The following is a 17,185-nucleotide window of genomic DNA, read 5'->3' as shown; positions in this document are numbered from 1 at the left end:
GCTCTGTCTTGAAAGCTAAACTGCGAGCGTAATTAAGCCTTTTTCAGTGCCATTGGACTTCAGTCCTCATAAAAATCAGAGAGCCCAAGTCCCAGCGCTCTAACTTATAACAGTTATTTTACCAGACATGATATTATCCCTAGATTCATCTTTAGTCGTCAGTATAGTTTAATCTAAAATCTAAAATCTAAAATCCAAAATCTAAAATAGTATGGCCCAACGCTACGTTCGAGTTAAAACAACACAAGGACACATCCATTACGGTTTGCTGCAACTTAGCCGCAGCGTTCAAGTATTTGATGCACCACCCTGGTTAAAAGGACAACCAACAGATTTGGAACTTTCACCAGATAGTTACCAAATTCTCGCCCCGTGCTCTCCCTCAAAAATCCTAGCCGTCGGCAAAAATTATGTCGATCACGCCGCCGAGATGGGAAGCTCAGTACCGGAAGAACCGCTGCTGTTTTTCAAGCCTCCCAGCGCTGTCATCGCAGCAGGTGCAGCAATTCGCTATCCGCAGCAGTCGGAAAGGGTAGACTACGAAGGAGAATTGGCCTTGGTGATTGGCGAACATTGTACCAACTGTACTCCCGAACAAGCGCACAGCAAGATTTGGGGCTATACGATCGCCAACGATGTAACAGCCAGAGATTTGCAAAAGCGGGACAACCAGTGGGCGAGGGCGAAAGGGTTTGATACGTTTTGTCCTTTGGGGCCTTGGATTGTCCGCGAATTGAGTCCGGCCGCACAGTTGCAGACTTTTGTCAATGGGAGCGATCGACCTGTACAATCATCCCCGATCGATCGCATGGTATTTTCCCCAGACTTTATCGTCTCCTATATCAGTCAAATCATGACCCTAAATCCCGGCGATGTGATACTGACTGGAACGCCCCAAGGGGTAGGGCCGCTGCAAATAGGCGATCGAGTCCGCATTGAAATAGAAGGCATTGGTAGTCTGGAAAATACAGTGGTTATTGGTTATTAGTTGTTGGTAATTGGGCATTGGGCATTGGGCATTGGGCATTGGGCATTGGGCATTGGGCATTATCACTAACAACAGTCAACAGTTAACTGTCAACTGTCAACTGCCAACTGCCAATTGACTAACGAACCTGCATATAAACAGCGTCCGAAATAGGAGGAATCTCTGCATAGCGTCCCAAAGCCGATTGAACCACGGCATATAAAAATGCAGCTAAAGCGCCTAAAAACACCATATTATACAGAGTCTCTGCAATAAATGCGACTTGGAAGCCTTTTGCAAAAATTGGCAAAACCAAACCGCAGAGCATCAAAACAATGTCTAAAAGAATCGCCTGCATCGCATTAAAACGAATAAAGTGACTGATGTTTTCGTTTCTAACTACTCCTAAATACAGGGCAAAGAAAATAACCAAGCTAGCAAAGGGCAAACTATAAATTTGCATCAAAGGAGATAGCGGTATCAACAACAGTTGCAGGACAGGAAACTGTGTAAACAGAAACCTACCAAAGGCAAGCCCGTCAATCAGCGGCAGCAAATAAGGCAAACAAGCAAAAATCCGGTCTGGAACAGTCGTAGATCCGCGCCAAGTCATAATGAACTCTCCTGAGTCGATCGATAAACTATCAATTCGCATTAAATTCAGGATAACGCAGCAGCAGGCAAGCGTTCCGACTCGCCCGGAATTTGCCCGCACTCAGAGCCGAGTAGATTCATGGGTACTTATATCAAGTTGGGTTCAACAGTCACCATTCCCTCTTTGGCCGATGCCCTCTTTGGCCGATGCCCGATGCCCTCTTTGGCCGATGCCCCATGCCTGATGATTATTTAATATTGGCAATGACGAAGCCCATTTGACACTCGTATCGATCGGGCAAATTTTCCGTAGGTTTGGCAACTGGATGACCGCAGCGAAGCTCTCCAGCGCTCCAGCGCGGTTGGCCGGTGCGATCGGCGAGCACACAACTTTGGCAAACACACTGAGGGGCAAGCATCTGATTTTCCATTAGAATGACTAACATTTGATACCTCCGGCAGGTTTCACACCAGTAATTTCATTGTATGTCAGGAGGTTGGGACAAACGGCTTAACCTGAACACAACGTAATATTTATCTGAATTGTGCGAAATTCGTAGTAGGGTAAAAGATCCCCAATTCCCAATCCCAAAATTGTCAAGAGGTTGATTATTGTGACGGACACTAACTTAGACTTGCTTTCCAAAACCGATCCGCTAATTGCCGATTTAATCGGGCAAGAGCTCCAGCGGCAGCGAGATCACCTAGAACTGATCGCCAGCGAAAACTTTACCTCCTCCGCCGTAATGGCAGCTCAAGGCTCAGTGCTGACCAATAAATACGCCGAAGGGCTGCCAGCGAAACGCTACTACGGCGGCTGCGAATTTATTGACGGCATCGAGCAACTTGCGATCGATCGCGCCAAACAGTTGTTTGGAGCAGCCCACGCCAACGTCCAGCCCCACTCCGGCGCTCAAGCCAACTTTGCAGTATTTTTGAGCTTGCTAGAGCCTGGGGACGGAATTATGGGCATGGATTTGTCCCACGGCGGACACTTGACTCACGGTTCGCCGGTTAATGTATCCGGTAAATGGTTTAAAGCTTTTCACTACGGCGTCAGCCAAGAAACAGAACAGCTCGACTACGACGAAATTCGGGCACAGGCTAAAGCAAACCGACCAAAATTGCTAATTTGCGGCTATTCAGCATATTCGCGAATTATCGACTTTGAGAAGTTTAGAGCGATCGCGGACGAAATTGGAGCTTACCTGCTCGCCGACATCGCCCACATTGCCGGGTTAGTCGCCACAGGCCACCATCCCAGCCCCCTCGCCCACTGTCACGCAGTCACCACCACCACTCACAAAACCCTGCGCGGCCCCCGCGGCGGCTTGATTTTGACCAATGACCCCGAACTGGGCAAAAAGTTCGACAAAGCAGTGTTTCCCGGCACTCAAGGCGGCCCCTTAGAGCACGTGATTGCGGGCAAAGCTGTAGCTTTTGGCGAAGCATTAAAGCCTGAATTTAAAACTTATTCTGGTCAAGTAATTGAAAATGCACGGGCTTTAGCGGCACAGTTGCAGCAGCGGGGTTTAAAACTCGTTTCCGGCGGCACCGACAATCACTTAATGCTAGTTGATTTGCGATCGGCAAACATGACAGGCAAGCGAGCCGACCAATTAGTTAGCGGTGTGAATATTACTGCTAATAAAAATACAGTGCCTTTCGATCCGGCATCGCCCTTTGTCACCAGCGGTTTGAGACTCGGTTCGCCCGCGATGACCACAAGAGGCATGGGAACAGCAGAATTTACCGAGATTGGTAATATTATTGCCGATCGACTCCTGAATCCCGAAGATGAAAGCGTCGCCGCCGAATGCCTGCGCCGAGTAGCCGCCCTGTGCTCACGCTTCCCGTTATACCCGCACTTGTTCTTGAAAGTGCCGGCATTAGCTTAATTTTCCTGATCGGCAATGGGGAATTGGTAGTTGGAAGTGTACGGTTCATCAGTTGACAGTTGACAGTTGACAGTTGACAGCTACCTCTTCCATCGATAGAAGAGGATTGGAGCAATGAATCATTTTGTTTGATTTCCCCCGTTTAGGGGGAGGCTTTAGACCTAATTTTTAGGGGTAAAAGAGTAAAAGAGCTGGCAAAGATTGAGAGTTGTTCGTTGCGATCTTGACCAGCGGTTTTTATCGAAAATCTCGATCGCGAAAGGCGGTTTTTACTAAAAATATTTGTCGAGCGGCGCTGATTTGATTAACGGTATTTGTCGATCGCGAAAGATACCGCTCAACTCGGCTCGCTTGGCAAGTATAAATATCGAAAAAGTCGATCGACATTGCGATTGAAAGACAATTAATTCGAGAGTCATCATTTAAAAACCGGACAATTCGCATCCTGGCAACTTGCACTCCGGCAAATCTCCGGCTCCCAAACCCCCAGTCGCTCTTAAAGATGTTTCTTGGTTACAAGCCATCCCAAATGTAGTAGACTCTGCCTGACACCCTAATTGCCCCGCACTATTTAAAATTGATTTCAGATGCCGTATCAGTATCTGTACCACGTAATAGCTTTTCTGGTTTCTGCAAGCATCGTCCTCTGGAGTACGCCAATAGTTAAAAAAATTGGTCTCAAAAGCGGGCGAGTCGATCGGCCAGGCGAGCGAAAAGTCCACCAGCGCCCCATGGTACGCTTGGGAGGAGTCTCTATCTTTCTCGGCACTCTGATTGCCCTGTTATTTGTCTGGCTCTGTGGAGGCTTCATCGATGCTAGCGGACAAGTTCTCAATCCCAAAGACGAATACCAAGTTTGGGGAGTCACCCTCGGCGGCATCGGATTCTTCCTCATCGGTTTAGCAGACGACTTGTTTTCGCTCTCAGCCATCAAACGCTTGCTCATGCAAATTGGCGTATCCAGCATCGCTTGGTACGCGGGCGTACAAATTGAGTTTCTCACAGTTCCCTCCTTGGGACTGACGGATCTTGGCTGGCTGAGCTTGCCGATTACCGTGATTTGGCTCGTCGGCATGGCCAACGCCATCAACTGGATTGATGGTTTGGACGGTTTAGCAGCCGGAGTTTCGGGGATTGCAGCAGTTGTGATGCTGATTGTCAGTCTGTCGATGCACCAACCGGCGGCAGCCCTAATTGCAGCGGCTTTAGCTGGCGGCACCTTGGGATTTCTGCGCTACAACTTCAATCCGGCTCAAATCTTTATGGGAGATGGCGGGGCTTATTTTATCGGGTTTACTCTCGCTGGAGTGGGAGTAATTGGGTTAGTTAAAACTACGGCTGTTACTTCTGTGTTACTGCCATATTTAATTTTAGCTGTACCGATTTTAGATATGTCGGCGGTGATTCTCGATCGACTGCGTAACGGCAAATCACCCTTTATTGCTGACAAACGCCACCTGCACCACCGACTCTTAGAAGCCGGACTATCCCATAGATTTGCGGTTTTATTTATTTACTCGCTGACTCTTTGGGTAGGAAGTTTAGCCCTAGCTTTTTCGGTTCCAAGCGGCATAATTTACGCTATGGGAGCTACAAGTTTGCTGGGATACGCTAGCTGGAAAGTTTGGAGGCACGCTCGATAGACAGTTGACAGTTGACAGTTGACAGTTGACAGTTGACAGTTGTTAGTTGACAGTTGTTAGTTGACAGGAAAGCAGTTGACAGTTGTTAGTTGACAGTTGTTAGTTGACAGGAAAGCAGTTGGCAGTAAGAATTACCAATCACCAATCACCAATTACCAATTACCAATTTCCTATGCCCTATGCCCTATGCCCAATTCCCCAATCTAAAATCGAATAATGGTTGCTGAAATTATTTGTGTTGGCACTGAATTGCTATTAGGCGATATTCTTAATAGCAATTCCCAGTTTTTAGCGAAAGAATTAGCGAGTTTGGGCATCCCTCACTACTATCAAACAGTGGTGGGGGACAATCCCGATCGCATTAAACAGGTGATAGAAATAGCTATAGGTCGATCGCAACTTTTGCTCTTCACCGGAGGTCTCGGCCCCACACCAGACGACCTCACAGTCGAAACAATCGCCGATTTTTTTGGCGTTCCCCTGATCGAAAAGCCGGAAATTATCGCCGATATCGAACAAAAATTTGCTCAGCGGGGACGCACCATGAGCAAGAGCAACCGCAAACAAGCTTTAATTCCCGAAGGTGCGGACATTCTATCAAACCGCACCGGTTCTGCACCGGGGATTATTTGGCAGCCGGTTCCCAATGTCACAGTGATGACATTTCCCGGCGTGCCGGCGGAAATGCACTTGATGTGGCGAGAAACCGCCGTTCCTTACTTGAAAAATGGCGGTTGGTGCAGCTCAACTATTTGCAGCCGCACGTTGAAATTTTGGGGAATTGCTGAGTCGGCACTCGCGGAAAAAGTAGATAGTTTTCTAAATTTAACTAATCCTACCGTGGCTCCCTACGCCAATCACGGCGAGGTCAAACTGCGGATTTCGGCCCGGGCTGAGTCGTCCGTTGCTGCTAAAAAGTTAATTGAGCCGATCGAACAACAGTTGCTCCAGATTGCTGGCTTAGACTGTTACGGTGCCGATACCGATACCCTCGCCTCGACAGTAGGTAAATTGCTGCTGTTGGCTGGCGAAACTCTCAGTGTGGCTGAATCCTGCACGGGAGGCGGGTTGGGAGCGATGCTGACCGGTGTTGCCGGCAGTTCGAGATATTTTTTGGGCGGGGTAATTTCCTATGACGATCGGGTTAAGGAAAGATTATTAGGTGTTAATCCCCGAGATTTAGCCGAATTTGGGGCAGTCAGCCACCAAGTGGCAAAACAAATGGCTGCGGGAGTGCGCGCGAGTCTCAACACTGATTGGGGATTGAGCATTACAGGTATCGCCGGGCCAGGAGGCGGTACAGATGCTAAACCTGTCGGACTGGTTTATATCGGTTTAGCGGGCCCCAACGGCGAGGCTGAAAGTTTTGAATATCGCTTTGGCGATGGGCGAGGCCGCGATTGGATTCGGCATCTCAGTAGCTGTACGGCGCTCGATCGGCTCCGGCGTAAATTATTGGCAAAAGCGTAGAAAACATCTAGTATTTTGTCAATTGTCAATAGTTATCCGTAAGCTTAAGCTTTATTTAATAATCTGCGAACCCAAATTTTTCAGTAATTTTTAAATTGCCTATTGATTATCTGTAAAGATTCGTTATGATAATAAGACAGGACTGATTGGCAAATATACTGACTCTCTCCTTTGCTCAAAAGCGTTGCTCCAAACAACCAGCAAGCGAGAAAGCAAGTTTAACCTTTGGTTTCAAAGTCGTGCTTGCTTATTTTCAGTGATTTAGCCGTCGGTTTAGCAATCTAGACTATAAAAAAGGAGCTATCCGTTCAATGGAAGACATTGAAAAGGTGCTGGAACAAATTAAAGAATGGGTTCGGAAGCTGATAGAAGGACTGCTGAGTCCGGAAGCTCAACCGGAACTCGAACCGATTCCTATTCCAGTCAACCAACCCAGGCATCGCCGGTAGTCGGGACTGGATTTGAAATCTGAGGTTTGAGGTTTGAGCTTTGAGGCTGAAGACTGGTTCTAAATCCTCACTTAAAACTCTCATAATTTTTGTTGCGCTGGAATTTTAAAAATTGTTAAATATCCTGGTACTTCACGGCCCTAATCTGAATCTATTGGGTCAGCGAGAACCTGGAGTTTATGGTTCTGCGACTTTACATGATGTCAACGAGTTGCTAGAACGAGAAGCGCAAGCCCTCCAGGTGCAAGTCTCTATTCAGCAGTCGAATCATGAAGGGGTTTTGGTGGATGCAATTCACTCGATGTTAGGGCAACACCAAGGCTTGTTGATTAATGCTGGAGCTTATACTCATACGAGTGTGGCAATTAGAGACGCGATCGCCGCTGTGAATATCCCCGCGGTGGAAGTTCATTTAAGCAATATTTACCGGCGGGAAGCTTTTCGGCACCACTCGTATATCGCAGCGGTGGCGATCGGGCAAATCAGCGGTTTTGGCTCAGAAAGTTATCGGCTGGGGCTGCAAGCTCTAGTTAGTTATCTAATTAAAAATTAAAATTTCACCGATTTTCGCGATCGGATGAGGGCAGGTTTTAGATGGAAAACCAGCCCTTATATATTTGGGTTGAAATTAAATTAATCACAAGAATGGGGAATTGGTAATTGGTAATGGGTAATTGGTAATCTTGCCAGAAGAGCGAAGTCGAAGGGTGGGAATTGGGAATTGGGAATTGGGAATTGGGAATTGGGAATTGGGAATCGGGAATTGGGAATCGGTAATAATGACGAAGCAAAAAATAACTAATAACCAATAACCAATAACTAATAACCAATAGAATTGAATTGCATAAGTCTTTGATTGATACATAAACCGCAGATGTCAGACAGATAAACGCAGATAAACGCAGATAATTTCAGGGTGTTTTCCGATTTTTGCAATTCAAGTCTAATAACCAATAACTAATAACTAATAACCAATAACCAATAATCAATAACCAATGACCAATGACCAATGACTAATTACTAGCAACTTGAGTTGAATTCAAATGCGGCATTCTCTGTTGAGCAAGTTTCAAGGAACGATATTGGGGGCAGTTTTAGGAGACTCTATAGGACTGCAATACCAGAGGCAACTTGTGGGTATCCCCCCCCAAACAGAAGACTTGCAGCCGATTTTACAACTTACGAAACATCAACAATTGACCCTGAGTGGGGCAACGTTGGCGTTGAATTCCCCCAACAGCCAAATCCTGACTGGCAAACACTCATCGCAATGCGGGAGACTTGCGGTAGCCTGCGCTCAAAGTTTAATTCGGTGTAACGGTTTAGATGTAAAAGATTGGGGGGATACTTGGGAATCATTTGCCAAGTCCGAAATCTACCATCCCCGAAGCACTGAGTTTCAAAGTATGCTTAATCCTTGTGAAGCTGCGGTGGCTGCGCTACCGTGCGCCATATTTTTTCACGAAAATAAGGCTAAGTTGCGAGATAAAATCATGCTGGCGACAGATGTTTTGCCCAACGAAAATAAGGCAGAGTTGCAAACAGCAGTGTTAGGGATAGGATATGCGATCGCCCGATCGCTCAAACAAAGACTTGACCCCGCCACAGCGATCGAGCAAACCATTGCCTACCTAAAAACAGATAATGCTTTAACAGAGTTGCTGGTACAAGTACAAATACTACTAGAACAGGGAGCTGATTTAGAAACAGCCACTACTCACCTGCGCAAAAGTGCCATAGCTTTGCGACAAAAACAGGATGGGGGCGAGCATAAATCCCCAGCTAAGTCAATGGTAAACCCGGGAAATTTTATTCCCATAGCCCTAGCTTTCTACTGCTTCTTGAACACCCCAGAAGACTGGCGCTTGTCAGTAGTGCGGGCGGCCCGCTGCGGGATAGCCGGACAACTCACCTGCGCTTTGACGGGAGCTTTGTCTGGAGCCTATAACGGGGCTGCTGCGATTCCTGTAGAATGGCGAAAGGTTTTTTCCCCCGTTGTTGAATCGCTCCAACTAACCGAGGGGCGAGAACCCTCGCTATGGGGAACAGGCAGCGATGCAAAAATTGTGGAGCTAGCAAGTAACCTGTTTGCTGTTTGGGCGGGAGTTTACAAATTTTCGGGCGGCCTGGACTGCGCAGCCGTGGCGCGATCGGTCGCTGCACCTTATGTCATTAGACATCGTAACATATAAAGTTTTGAACTTTTAACAGGAGGGAAAACTATAAATTAGGACTCACAAATTAGCCATCACAATTAACAAGTCATGCCATTTTAGATTTTAGATTTTAGATTGTGGATGAGGAATGACTTACTGGATATGGGTTGGAAGGACTGGCTTACAGTTGGATTATTCTGGGATATGGTATCAAAAGCGAAAGCGCGAGGAAAGTGACAATTAAAGATTAAAAAGTAAAAATTTAATCTGACTTGTTTGCAAAAAAACCTGGTTTATACCAGAATACTGGCTCGGAAAACGAGGAACTACCGAGAAACAGGGTTTCTAGCCCTGGCTGGGACGACTCCGGTTAATGGTGGACAACCGAAACAAAAAAACCAACTGCTGGCGAGATTCTGGTAAAATACCCTGCTTGTTTTGAAGATTCAGGTACGGTAGTTCGGATAAACTCAATCAAAGATGCACAGTCAGAATTTCTGACAAAGCTGCTGGATAACAGTGATATATCTTCGACATAAATGAATACGCTCTCCTCATTGATGCGGCAGATTGAGCAGCTAGGGGCTGCGCGCTCACTGCGCCAACATATTGCTAAAGTGCAAAATGGCGGCAGCAAGGCAAATCCCGATCGCCCTGGTGGGCTATTTCTTGGACGTTTGTCGGTCAAGAAATGGGATTTGCCCGAGACTTTTACGAGATTTAGAAGTAAAACTTCAAAATCCAGCCTCAAAAATCAAGCTCGTTCCCCGATGTTGGCCGTCGTAGCGGTAGTTTCCCTCAGCAGCACTCTGGGCCACCGTTTCTACAACCAGCCAAAACTGGATGTGGGGACAAAAGCTCCTCAGACGATTCAGGCTCCTTTTAGTGTTAGTATCCCCGATCGCAAAACTACTGAAGAACAGCGTTCCTCAGCTCGGATTGGGGCTGTAGCGATATTAATGCTCGATCGAGCTGCCGATCGACAAATTGCTCGAACATTGCAACAATTTTTGCAACAGGGAAGCGAACTGCGGAACTCAGCAGGCTCGTTTCCATTGGCGACGCCCTCGGCGCTCTCCAATGCGGCTCAGGTTTACTTGCGGGGGTGTCCGGAGTGGGAGTGGCGATCGATTTTGGCACAGGCGGGGGACAGCAGCCCAACTTCCGAGCGGTTGAGTTTGGATTCCCCCAAAACTGCACCGACAGATAACCAGTCTCAGCAAGATGTGATTGCCCAATTGCAAGCTTACAGCCGATCGGTCTCAGCAGCAGATTTTCAAAGCCTGACAAACAGCATTTCGCAAGCTCGCCAGCGTTATCTCAATGCTGTCGAAGCGCTCTCTAAACCGTCAGTTTCTGGGGTGCAACAGATTTACGATGCTTCGTTGTTTGAATTGTCCGATGCAGCCTGGGAGAAAACTCAAACAGGTATGAGTCGCGCCGCCAAAAGGATGCTAGCTCAAGGTATCCCCCAGGGATTGCCAAAAGAGATTTTGAAAGAAGCTGTGAAGCTGCAAGTCGCAGACGAAGTACCGTTAGAGTCCCAAGCTTTGGCGGTTGAGGGTTTAAGTGCAATTTTGCAGCCAAATCTGGTGAGAGATCCCGAAGAAACCAAACAGCTAGCTGAATTGGCTGCGCAAAAGGTGAAACCGGTAACGATCGTCGTAGAAAAGGGCGAGACTATTGTCGCAGAAGGAACAGTAATCTCCCAGAAAGATTTCGTGTTGCTCGACTATTTTGGTTTGAGCAGGCGCGGGGTGAACTGGCTGGGGCTGGCGGGTTTTGTTTGTTTAGTCGGGGGGGCAATTGCGATCGTCCTGCTGGTAGAAAGGCACTACCGCTTGCGCCGGAGAGATCATTTGCTGTTGCTGCTGCTGACGTTGAGCGCGCCGGTGCTGGTGAGTTTGGGCCTGCCTTGGACGACTTTACCCGCGATCGGGATTTTAGCAGGCGGCTTCTACGGTTCGGCGGTGGGAGTGACTGTGGTGGGGCTGCTGTCGGCGCTGCTACCCATTGGCTTGGATATAGAGTTGATTCATTTGGTGGCTAGCGCGGCGGGGGGATTGTTGGGCGCTTTTATGGCCGGAAGATTGCGATCGCGCGAGGAATTGGCTCTGTTGGGCGTGGCTGTCGGCTTGACTCAGGGCAGCGTCTATCTGGTGGGGACTTTGATTGCTAGCGCTGCTGCCGGTGCGATTTGGTACGTCGTACTCGGTACGGTGGGCTGTCAAAGTTTGGCCGGTTTGGCTTGGAGCGTGGTAGCGATCGGCATCAGCCCTTATTTAGAACACGTTTTCGACTTGATTACCCCGATCCGGCTGGCGGAACTTGCCAATCCCAACCGCCCGCTGTTAAAGAAGTTGGCTGCCGAGGCTCCGGGGACTTTTCAGCACACGCTATTTGTGGCTAGTTTGGCGGAGGCTGCGGCGAGGGAGCTCGGCTGCAATGTTGAGTTAGTCAGAGCTGGTACGCTATACCACGATATTGGAAAAATGCACGACCCAAGCGGATTTTGCGAAAATCAAATGGGTGGGGGCAACAAACACGATGAAATTAATAACCCTTGGACGAGCGCCGAAATTATTAAAAAGCACGTTAGCGAAGGGTTAGTAATGGCACGGAAGCATCGATTGCCGAAGGCAATTCAGGCGTTTATTCCTGAACATCAAGGCACAATGTTAATTGCTTATTTCTACCATCAAGCGCAGCAAATTGCTGTAAAAGAACCTGAAAATTTAAATATTACTTTGGCCGATGCGGATAATTCAAAGTTAGCAATCGAAACCCGGGAAGTGAGGGAGCAGGATTTTCGCTACGACGGGCCGATTCCGCAGTCGCGGGAAACTGGAATTTTGATGTTGGCGGATTCTTGTGAGGCTGCTTTGCGATCGCTCAAGGATGCCACTCATGAGGAAGCTTTGAATATGGTCAATCGGATTTTGCGGGCTCGCTGGCAGGATAATCAGTTGCTAGATTCGGGTTTGACTCGGGAGGATATGTCTTTAATTGCGGAGATTTTTGTGCGGGTTTGGGAACAGTTCAATCACAAGCGGATTGCTTATCCTAGTGCGGTTTTTACTCCGAGGTAGAGATTTTTGAGTTAGATTTAAGGAGAGATATAGCCTTTCGAGCTTTCATATGAGGTACGACTGGGCATAGGGCATAGGGCATAGGGCATCGGGCATCGGGCATCGGGCATCGGGCATACCTCACTTTTTTGAGAACCGCTATATTTTATGGTAAAAATATCGTAAAAATACCGTTATTAGTTTCGTAGTGAGGACTTCATTCTTCTGATTTTATGCGGACTGAAGTCCTCACTACTAACCTATTTAAGGTTAAATCATCCCAATCCCTAAATCTACAATCTAAAATTTAAAAGGGTTTAAGATGTACCGCGCAGCGCACCGTGAACCTGAGGATTGCCGGTAACAATCACCACGGTTTGCTTGATTCCGTCAATCAGCCAATGTCCGTCTGTTGTTTGAATCAAAGAGTGAAAATAGTTTCCTGCTGTATCCAGCCGATTTTGTCCTGCTTCGCGACTGGGGTCAAGTCGATAAATTTGGTATGCAGACTGACATTTGGCTGTATTGTTATGAATAGTCAATTCATGATTGGTGCTGACGTGCAGCGTTCGCAAACCTGCAAGTCCCTCTACTCGCTGTTTTATGTATTCTTCTGCGGTTATTCGTCTGGGAGTTTCACCCCTAAATTCCTTATAGTCGATATCTATTTCGTCGGCTAGGTGCGATCGCAATTTTTGCCAGTCTTTGGCATCGATCGCATTGGCGAATGCTACGATCGCATCTATGACAGCAGCGCGCTCAACAATCGATCGGATTTCTGGCAGTTCATACATCGCAAATAACCTTGGCTACTTGAGGGAAGTTTTTAGTTTTTAGTTTAACAGTTTTAAAACCGCAGATCGACGCGGATAAACGCAGATTAATTTTGGGTTGAGCCTGATTCTCGATTATAGCAACTGCCAGCACGGTTAGCAATTAAAAAATCACAAAAACCTGTGCGTTTTATTTCTTCAATCCGTTACATCCGTTACACAATCCGTTGCCGAACTTCTTCTATCCTTTCACCCCGGCGGCCGCTTCTGTCGGCACAATGTATTTTTGCAACAGCAAGAACAGCCCTAAAACCGGAATTATCGAAATAATCGAACCCGCCGCCACCAAACGCCAATCTAAAGAAAATGTCCCGGCTAAATTGGCAACGCCTAAAGGTAACGTGTAATATTCCGGCCTGTCTAAAACAAGCAGCGGCCACAAAAAGTCACTCCAAGAACCGATAAATACAAAAATCCCTAAAGTAACTAAAGCTGGCTGAATTGCGGGAATCATCACGTGCCACCAAATGCCTAATTCGGTGCAGCCGTCGATGCGGGCGGCTTCTTCTAATTCCTTGGGAACTGCTAGAAATGCTTGCCGCAATAAAAATATGCCGAAGGCTGAGGCTAGTCCGGGAAATATTACGCCTAAATAGCTATTTTTTAATCCGAGTTGTACAGTCAAAATGTACAGCGGAATCATGACTATTTGGAAGGGTATCATGATCGTGGAAATAATCGTAATTAAAATGGCTTCGCGGCCGCGAAAGTTGAGTCGGGCTAATGGGTAAGCCGCCAGCGCGCAAAACAAAACGTTGATGCTGACTGTGAGGCCTGCAATCAGGGTGCTGTTGAACAGGTAGCGCCCGAAGGGGTTGGTTTGCCAGACTTTGATGAAGTTTTCGAGGGTTGGCTGTTGCGGCCACAGTTGCGGGGGATATTGAAAGATGTTTTCGCTGGGGGATTTCAGGGAGGTACTGAGCAGCCACAGCAAGGGGAAGAGCATTAAAAGTCCGATCGCCCCCATGATACTGTATGTCCACAGGGTACTCCACGGCGATCGACTGCGGTTTGGGGAATTTGATTTTTTAGTTTTGAGATTGTTCATAGTTGGTATATGATGATAAGTCCTTGCTTCATCAGAAGCCTTGTTGTCCATAAGGGAATTATTGCCATGAAACCGTTTATTTACGAAACAATGTACATTCTGCGCCCTGATTTGGGTGAAGAAATGACTGACCAGGCGATCGCCAAATATCAAACAATTTTGCGCGATCAAGGTGCTGAAAATATCGAAACTCAGCACCGCGGCAAGCGTCGCTTGGCTTACGAAATCGGCAAGCACCGCGACGGGGTATACGTTCAAATGAACTATACAGCTCCGGGCGCTGCAATTTTTCCTATGGAACGCGCGATGCGTCTGAGCGAAGAGGTGATTCGCTATTTGACGATCAAGCAAGATGTCCCAGATGCACCGGAAGCTGAAGCCGAAGAAGAAGCTGCTGCTTAGAAATCGTGTTGTTGACTTAACGTCAAATGTAGTACGGATCTAATGTTTGATGATTAGGCTTCTTCCCCCCTAGCCCCCCTTAACAAGGGGGGGACAAGAGAGTTGTCAAAGTCCCCCTTCGATCGGGGGATTTAGGGGGAAGAAGCCTCGGATAAAAACGCGATTTATCAAGCAATACGGTTTAGATAAAGCCAGATCCCCCCTAGCCCCCCTTAATAAGGGGGGGACAAGATTCCGGTCAAAGTCCCCCTCCCACCAGGGGAATTTAGGGGATCGAGATATATGCAACTTCACATTAAATTGGTATTACCGTTACAAAAACTTATTTGATGGCGGCATCAATCCACTGTTTTAAAGTAGAATTGACTTCCTCAATCAGAATTTCATGTGCTTTGTGGGTTGCTCTTTCCACGACTTCGACTTTGCCTGTATTCAGGGAACGACCAGTCACAATTCGATAGGGAATGCCAATTAAATCGGCATCTTTGAATTTAACTCCTGCTCGTTCGTCGCGGTCATCTAGTAAGGTTTCAATGCCGGATTGGTTGAGTTCATTGTAGAGTTTTTCGGCGACTTCTACTTGTTGGGCGTCTTTAATATTGGGGATGCTAATGATGGCGTGATACGGGGCGATCGCCACTGGCCAGATGATCCCGTCTTTGTCGTAGGATTGTTCTACCGCAGATTGAGCCAGCCGCGACACGCCGACGCCGTAGCAGCCCATGATAAAGGGCTTTTCTTCGCCTTGTTCGCTGGTGTAGGTGGCGCCCATGGCTTGCGAGTATGTGGTGCCTAATTGGAAGATGTGGCCGACTTCGATGCCTCGGGCACTTTGCAAAGTTTGTTCGGGGTTGTGCACCGCCCGATCGCCCCCCTTAGCAGTTCTGACGCCCACAACCATTGCTGGTAGCGTAAATTCTTTACCCCAATTGGCGCCGACCACGTGGTATCCTGACTCGTTAGAACCAGTGACAAAGTTTGTTAGGTCAACTGCGGTGCGATCGACCAAACGCAAAAACTTAGAATTAACCTGCTTGCTCCCAGCGATATAATCATCAGCAACATCCGGAGCCATATAACCCAGAGGCAAAGATTTAGCCGCCCATTTTCTTTGAGCTTCCGCATCAGGAACCGTCAAAAACAAAACAGTTTTAGCTTGATAATTCCCAGCTAACTTTGTCAATTCATTCAGCAACTTTACCTGATTCACATCTTGGTCGCCGCGAATGCTTACCAACACCAAGACTGTGATGCCATTATCGTAAACAGCCTGATAAAGCACATTTTTGACAACTTGCGTCGGAGAACACTTCAAAAACTTGCAAAGTTTAGCAATTGTTTCAGTTCCCGGCGTTTCCCGCTTTTCAAAACTTGCAAAAGGCGAAGCTTGGGCATCAGCAGGCATCGACACAGCCTTCTCCACATTAGCAGCATACTGACCGTCTTCAGTGTAGAGAACTTCATCCTCCCCCGCTTCTGCCAGCACCATAAACTCTTGAGAACCAGAGCCACCAATCGCACCAGAATCAGCATCTACCGCTCGGAATTCCAAGCCCGATCGGCGCAGTATATTGCTGTAAGCTTCAGCCATATCCTGATAAGTTTTCTTCAAGCTTTCTTCGCTAGTGTGGAAAGAATAGCCATCTTTCATAATAAATTCACGACCGCGCATCAACCCAAAACGCGGGCGAATTTCATCGCGAAACTTAGTTTGAATTTGATAGAGATGTACAGGTAATTGCCGATAAGAACGAATCATATCCTTAGCAATTGTAGTAATTACCTCTTCGTGAGTCGGGCCCAGTCCCACTTCTCGCTGCTGCCTGTCAGTCATAGCAAACATAATACCTTCAGCTTGAGTGTAGGTATCCCAGCGGCCCGATTCCCGCCACAAATCGGCCGGTTGCAGTTGCGGGAGGAGACATTCTTGAGCGCCGGTAGCGTCCATTTCTTCGCGCACAATTTGGGATACTTTTTTGAGAACTCGCCACATCAAAGGGAGATAAGCGTAAATACCGCTACCGATGCGTCGGATGTATCCAGCACGGAGTAATAGTTTGTGGCTGGGGATTTCTGCTTCTGCGGGGTCTTCCCGCAGGGTGACGAAAAGCATTTGAGAGAGTCGCATTGGCTGATTTCCTTAAAATACCGGATAATTGTCATCTCAGATTAACTTCTGATATTATCAGAACTCAGCCAGATTTGATTAAATCTATGAATAAACTTTGGGAAAATTATCAAAAAGGTATGACAGCATTTGATAATTGTCACCATCCTACTCTGCAATCTCAGTGGATTGCATTACAAGATGAAATTGGAGAATTCGTGCGAGAACCTAACTTAAGCGAAATTTGGGATATTCTTCATGCTGCTGGTCGATTGCTGTACAAACTAATCGGAATTCCTTTACATCTGGTAGCCTATCCTACTGTTCGCAAACACAGCGAACGTTTTGAGGAGTACGGCTGTATTCGCAGCCGGCGCAACTGTGAGGGTAAATGCTGCAAACAGTTGACAGTTGACGGTTGACAGTGGACAGTTGACAGTTGACAGTTGACAGTTGATAGTTGATAGTTGACAGTTGATAGTTGATAGTTGAGAGTGGGTGCATCTGGCGCAAGGCAAATATGTTTGTAGGGGCGAAGCATGACCGCAGT

16 protein-coding genes are annotated in these 17,185 nt (G+C 47.3%); 10 read left to right on the top strand and 6 right to left on the bottom strand.

Features of this window, described 5'->3' with window-relative positions; all coding sequences use genetic code 11:
* The first annotated feature begins 211 nt into the window (after positions 1-211).
* On the top strand, positions 212-988 hold the full coding sequence (locus QT974_RS14965; RefSeq protein WP_333469257.1) for a fumarylacetoacetate hydrolase family protein: 777 nt from the start codon (positions 212-214) through the stop codon (positions 986-988).
* 118 nt (positions 989-1,106) lie between these two features.
* On the opposite strand, the gene QT974_RS14960 is transcribed toward QT974_RS14965, so the two are convergent.
* Together QT974_RS14960 and QT974_RS14955 are read right to left on the bottom strand one after the other, a co-directional pair.
* Entirely contained in the window at positions 1,107-1,580 is a 474-nt protein-coding gene (locus QT974_RS14960; protein ID WP_333469256.1) for a Tic20 family protein, read from the bottom strand.
* Positions 1,581-1,809: 229 nt separating this feature from the next.
* The gene (locus QT974_RS14955) at positions 1,810-2,007 is read right to left on the bottom strand and encodes a hypothetical protein (RefSeq protein ID WP_333469255.1); all 198 of its coding nucleotides are present in this window, start codon (positions 2,005-2,007) and stop codon (positions 1,810-1,812) included.
* A 168-nt stretch (positions 2,008-2,175) separates the two neighbouring features.
* Here QT974_RS14955 and glyA point away from each other — a divergent pair, with 168 nt between their 5' ends.
* Positions 2,176-3,459 (top strand): serine hydroxymethyltransferase, encoded by a 1,284-nt coding sequence (gene glyA, locus QT974_RS14950; RefSeq protein ID WP_333469254.1) that lies wholly within the window; start codon positions 2,176-2,178, stop codon positions 3,457-3,459.
* A gap of 237 nt (positions 3,460-3,696) precedes the next feature.
* Here the strand turns inward: glyA and QT974_RS14945 are convergent, their stop codons facing one another.
* Complete coding sequence (locus QT974_RS14945) at positions 3,697-3,846, bottom strand: hypothetical protein (RefSeq protein WP_333469253.1); 150 nt, start codon at positions 3,844-3,846, stop codon at positions 3,697-3,699.
* A gap of 200 nt (positions 3,847-4,046) precedes the next feature.
* On the opposite strand from QT974_RS14945, the gene QT974_RS14940 reads away from it, so the two are divergent.
* The 6 genes from QT974_RS14940 to QT974_RS14915 all read left to right on the top strand — a co-directional run bounded on the left by QT974_RS14940 (position 4,047) and on the right by QT974_RS14915 (position 12,266).
* On the top strand, positions 4,047-5,102 hold the full coding sequence (locus tag QT974_RS14940) for a glycosyltransferase family 4 protein (RefSeq protein ID WP_333469252.1): 1,056 nt from the start codon (positions 4,047-4,049) through the stop codon (positions 5,100-5,102).
* Positions 5,103-5,318: 216 nt separating this feature from the next.
* On the top strand, positions 5,319-6,572 hold the full coding sequence (locus QT974_RS14935; protein WP_333469251.1) for a competence/damage-inducible protein A: 1,254 nt from the start codon (positions 5,319-5,321) through the stop codon (positions 6,570-6,572).
* A 311-nt stretch (positions 6,573-6,883) separates the two neighbouring features.
* Positions 6,884-7,021, top strand: coding sequence for a hypothetical protein (locus QT974_RS14930; protein WP_293178014.1), 138 nt, complete (start codon positions 6,884-6,886; stop codon positions 7,019-7,021).
* A gap of 112 nt (positions 7,022-7,133) precedes the next feature.
* Entirely contained in the window at positions 7,134-7,574 is a 441-nt protein-coding gene (gene aroQ / locus QT974_RS14925; protein WP_333469250.1) for a type II 3-dehydroquinate dehydratase, read from the top strand.
* 490 nt (positions 7,575-8,064) lie between these two features.
* Entirely contained in the window at positions 8,065-9,213 is a 1,149-nt protein-coding gene (locus tag QT974_RS14920) for an ADP-ribosylglycohydrolase family protein (protein WP_333469249.1), read from the top strand.
* A gap of 524 nt (positions 9,214-9,737) precedes the next feature.
* Positions 9,738-12,266, top strand: a complete 2,529-nt coding sequence (locus QT974_RS14915; RefSeq protein ID WP_442933183.1) for an HD family phosphohydrolase — start codon at positions 9,738-9,740, stop codon at positions 12,264-12,266.
* 296 nt (positions 12,267-12,562) lie between these two features.
* On the opposite strand, the gene QT974_RS14910 is transcribed toward QT974_RS14915, so the two are convergent.
* Positions 12,563-13,039 carry a nuclear transport factor 2 family protein gene (locus tag QT974_RS14910; protein WP_333469247.1) on the bottom strand — a complete coding sequence of 159 codons (477 nt, stop codon included), beginning with the start codon at positions 13,037-13,039 and terminating at the stop codon, positions 12,563-12,565.
* A 220-nt stretch (positions 13,040-13,259) separates the two neighbouring features.
* Positions 13,260-14,045: a carbohydrate ABC transporter permease gene (locus QT974_RS14905; RefSeq protein ID WP_442933182.1), complete on the bottom strand. Its 786-nt coding sequence runs from the start codon at positions 14,043-14,045 to the stop codon at positions 13,260-13,262.
* A gap of 147 nt (positions 14,046-14,192) precedes the next feature.
* Here QT974_RS14905 and rpsF point away from each other — a divergent pair, with 147 nt between their 5' ends.
* Complete coding sequence (gene rpsF / locus QT974_RS14900; RefSeq protein WP_293146945.1) at positions 14,193-14,528, top strand: 30S ribosomal protein S6; 336 nt, start codon at positions 14,193-14,195, stop codon at positions 14,526-14,528.
* Between the two features lie 322 nt (positions 14,529-14,850).
* Here rpsF and proS read toward each other — a convergent pair whose 3' ends face one another.
* Complete coding sequence (proS, locus tag QT974_RS14895) at positions 14,851-16,656, bottom strand: proline--tRNA ligase (RefSeq protein WP_333469245.1); 1,806 nt, start codon at positions 16,654-16,656, stop codon at positions 14,851-14,853.
* Between the two features lie 86 nt (positions 16,657-16,742).
* Between proS and QT974_RS14890 the strand changes: the two genes are divergently transcribed.
* The gene (locus tag QT974_RS14890) at positions 16,743-17,057 is read left to right on the top strand and encodes a hypothetical protein (protein ID WP_333469244.1); all 315 of its coding nucleotides are present in this window, start codon (positions 16,743-16,745) and stop codon (positions 17,055-17,057) included.
* Positions 17,058-17,185 lie beyond the last annotated feature (128 nt).

Origin of the sequence: Microcoleus sp. BM001215392, from assembly GCF_036700185.1 — a bacterium.
Taxonomy (GTDB): Bacteria; Cyanobacteriota; Cyanobacteriia; order Cyanobacteriales; family Microcoleaceae; genus Microcoleus.
This window is presented reverse-complemented; position numbering and strand designations above follow the sequence as displayed.

Excerpts from the sequence above, each read along its gene's own strand:
- QT974_RS14930 (WP_293178014.1), top strand. The coding sequence starts at position 6,884 with ATGGAAGACATTGAAAAGGTGCTGGAACAAATTAAAGAATGGGTTCGG.
- QT974_RS14965 (WP_333469257.1), top strand. The coding sequence starts at position 212 with ATGGCCCAACGCTACGTTCGAGTTAAAACAACACAAGGACACATCCAT.
- QT974_RS14890 (WP_333469244.1), top strand. The coding sequence starts at position 16,743 with ATGAATAAACTTTGGGAAAATTATCAAAAAGGTATGACAGCATTTGAT.
- QT974_RS14915 (WP_442933183.1), top strand. The coding sequence starts at position 9,738 with ATGCGGCAGATTGAGCAGCTAGGGGCTGCGCGCTCACTGCGCCAACAT.
- QT974_RS14940 (WP_333469252.1), top strand. The coding sequence starts at position 4,047 with ATGCCGTATCAGTATCTGTACCACGTAATAGCTTTTCTGGTTTCTGCA.
- QT974_RS14960 (WP_333469256.1), bottom strand. The coding sequence starts at position 1,580 with ATGACTTGGCGCGGATCTACGACTGTTCCAGACCGGATTTTTGCTTGT.
- proS (WP_333469245.1), bottom strand. The coding sequence starts at position 16,656 with ATGCGACTCTCTCAAATGCTTTTCGTCACCCTGCGGGAAGACCCCGCA.
- QT974_RS14955 (WP_333469255.1), bottom strand. The coding sequence starts at position 2,007 with ATGTTAGTCATTCTAATGGAAAATCAGATGCTTGCCCCTCAGTGTGTT.
- QT974_RS14910 (WP_333469247.1), bottom strand. The coding sequence starts at position 13,039 with ATGTATGAACTGCCAGAAATCCGATCGATTGTTGAGCGCGCTGCTGTC.
- QT974_RS14945 (WP_333469253.1), bottom strand. The coding sequence starts at position 3,846 with ATGTCGATCGACTTTTTCGATATTTATACTTGCCAAGCGAGCCGAGTT.
- QT974_RS14935 (WP_333469251.1), top strand. The coding sequence starts at position 5,319 with ATGGTTGCTGAAATTATTTGTGTTGGCACTGAATTGCTATTAGGCGAT.
- QT974_RS14920 (WP_333469249.1), top strand. The coding sequence starts at position 8,065 with ATGCGGCATTCTCTGTTGAGCAAGTTTCAAGGAACGATATTGGGGGCA.
- rpsF (WP_293146945.1), top strand. The coding sequence starts at position 14,193 with ATGAAACCGTTTATTTACGAAACAATGTACATTCTGCGCCCTGATTTG.
- QT974_RS14905 (WP_442933182.1), bottom strand. The coding sequence starts at position 14,045 with ATGGGGGCGATCGGACTTTTAATGCTCTTCCCCTTGCTGTGGCTGCTC.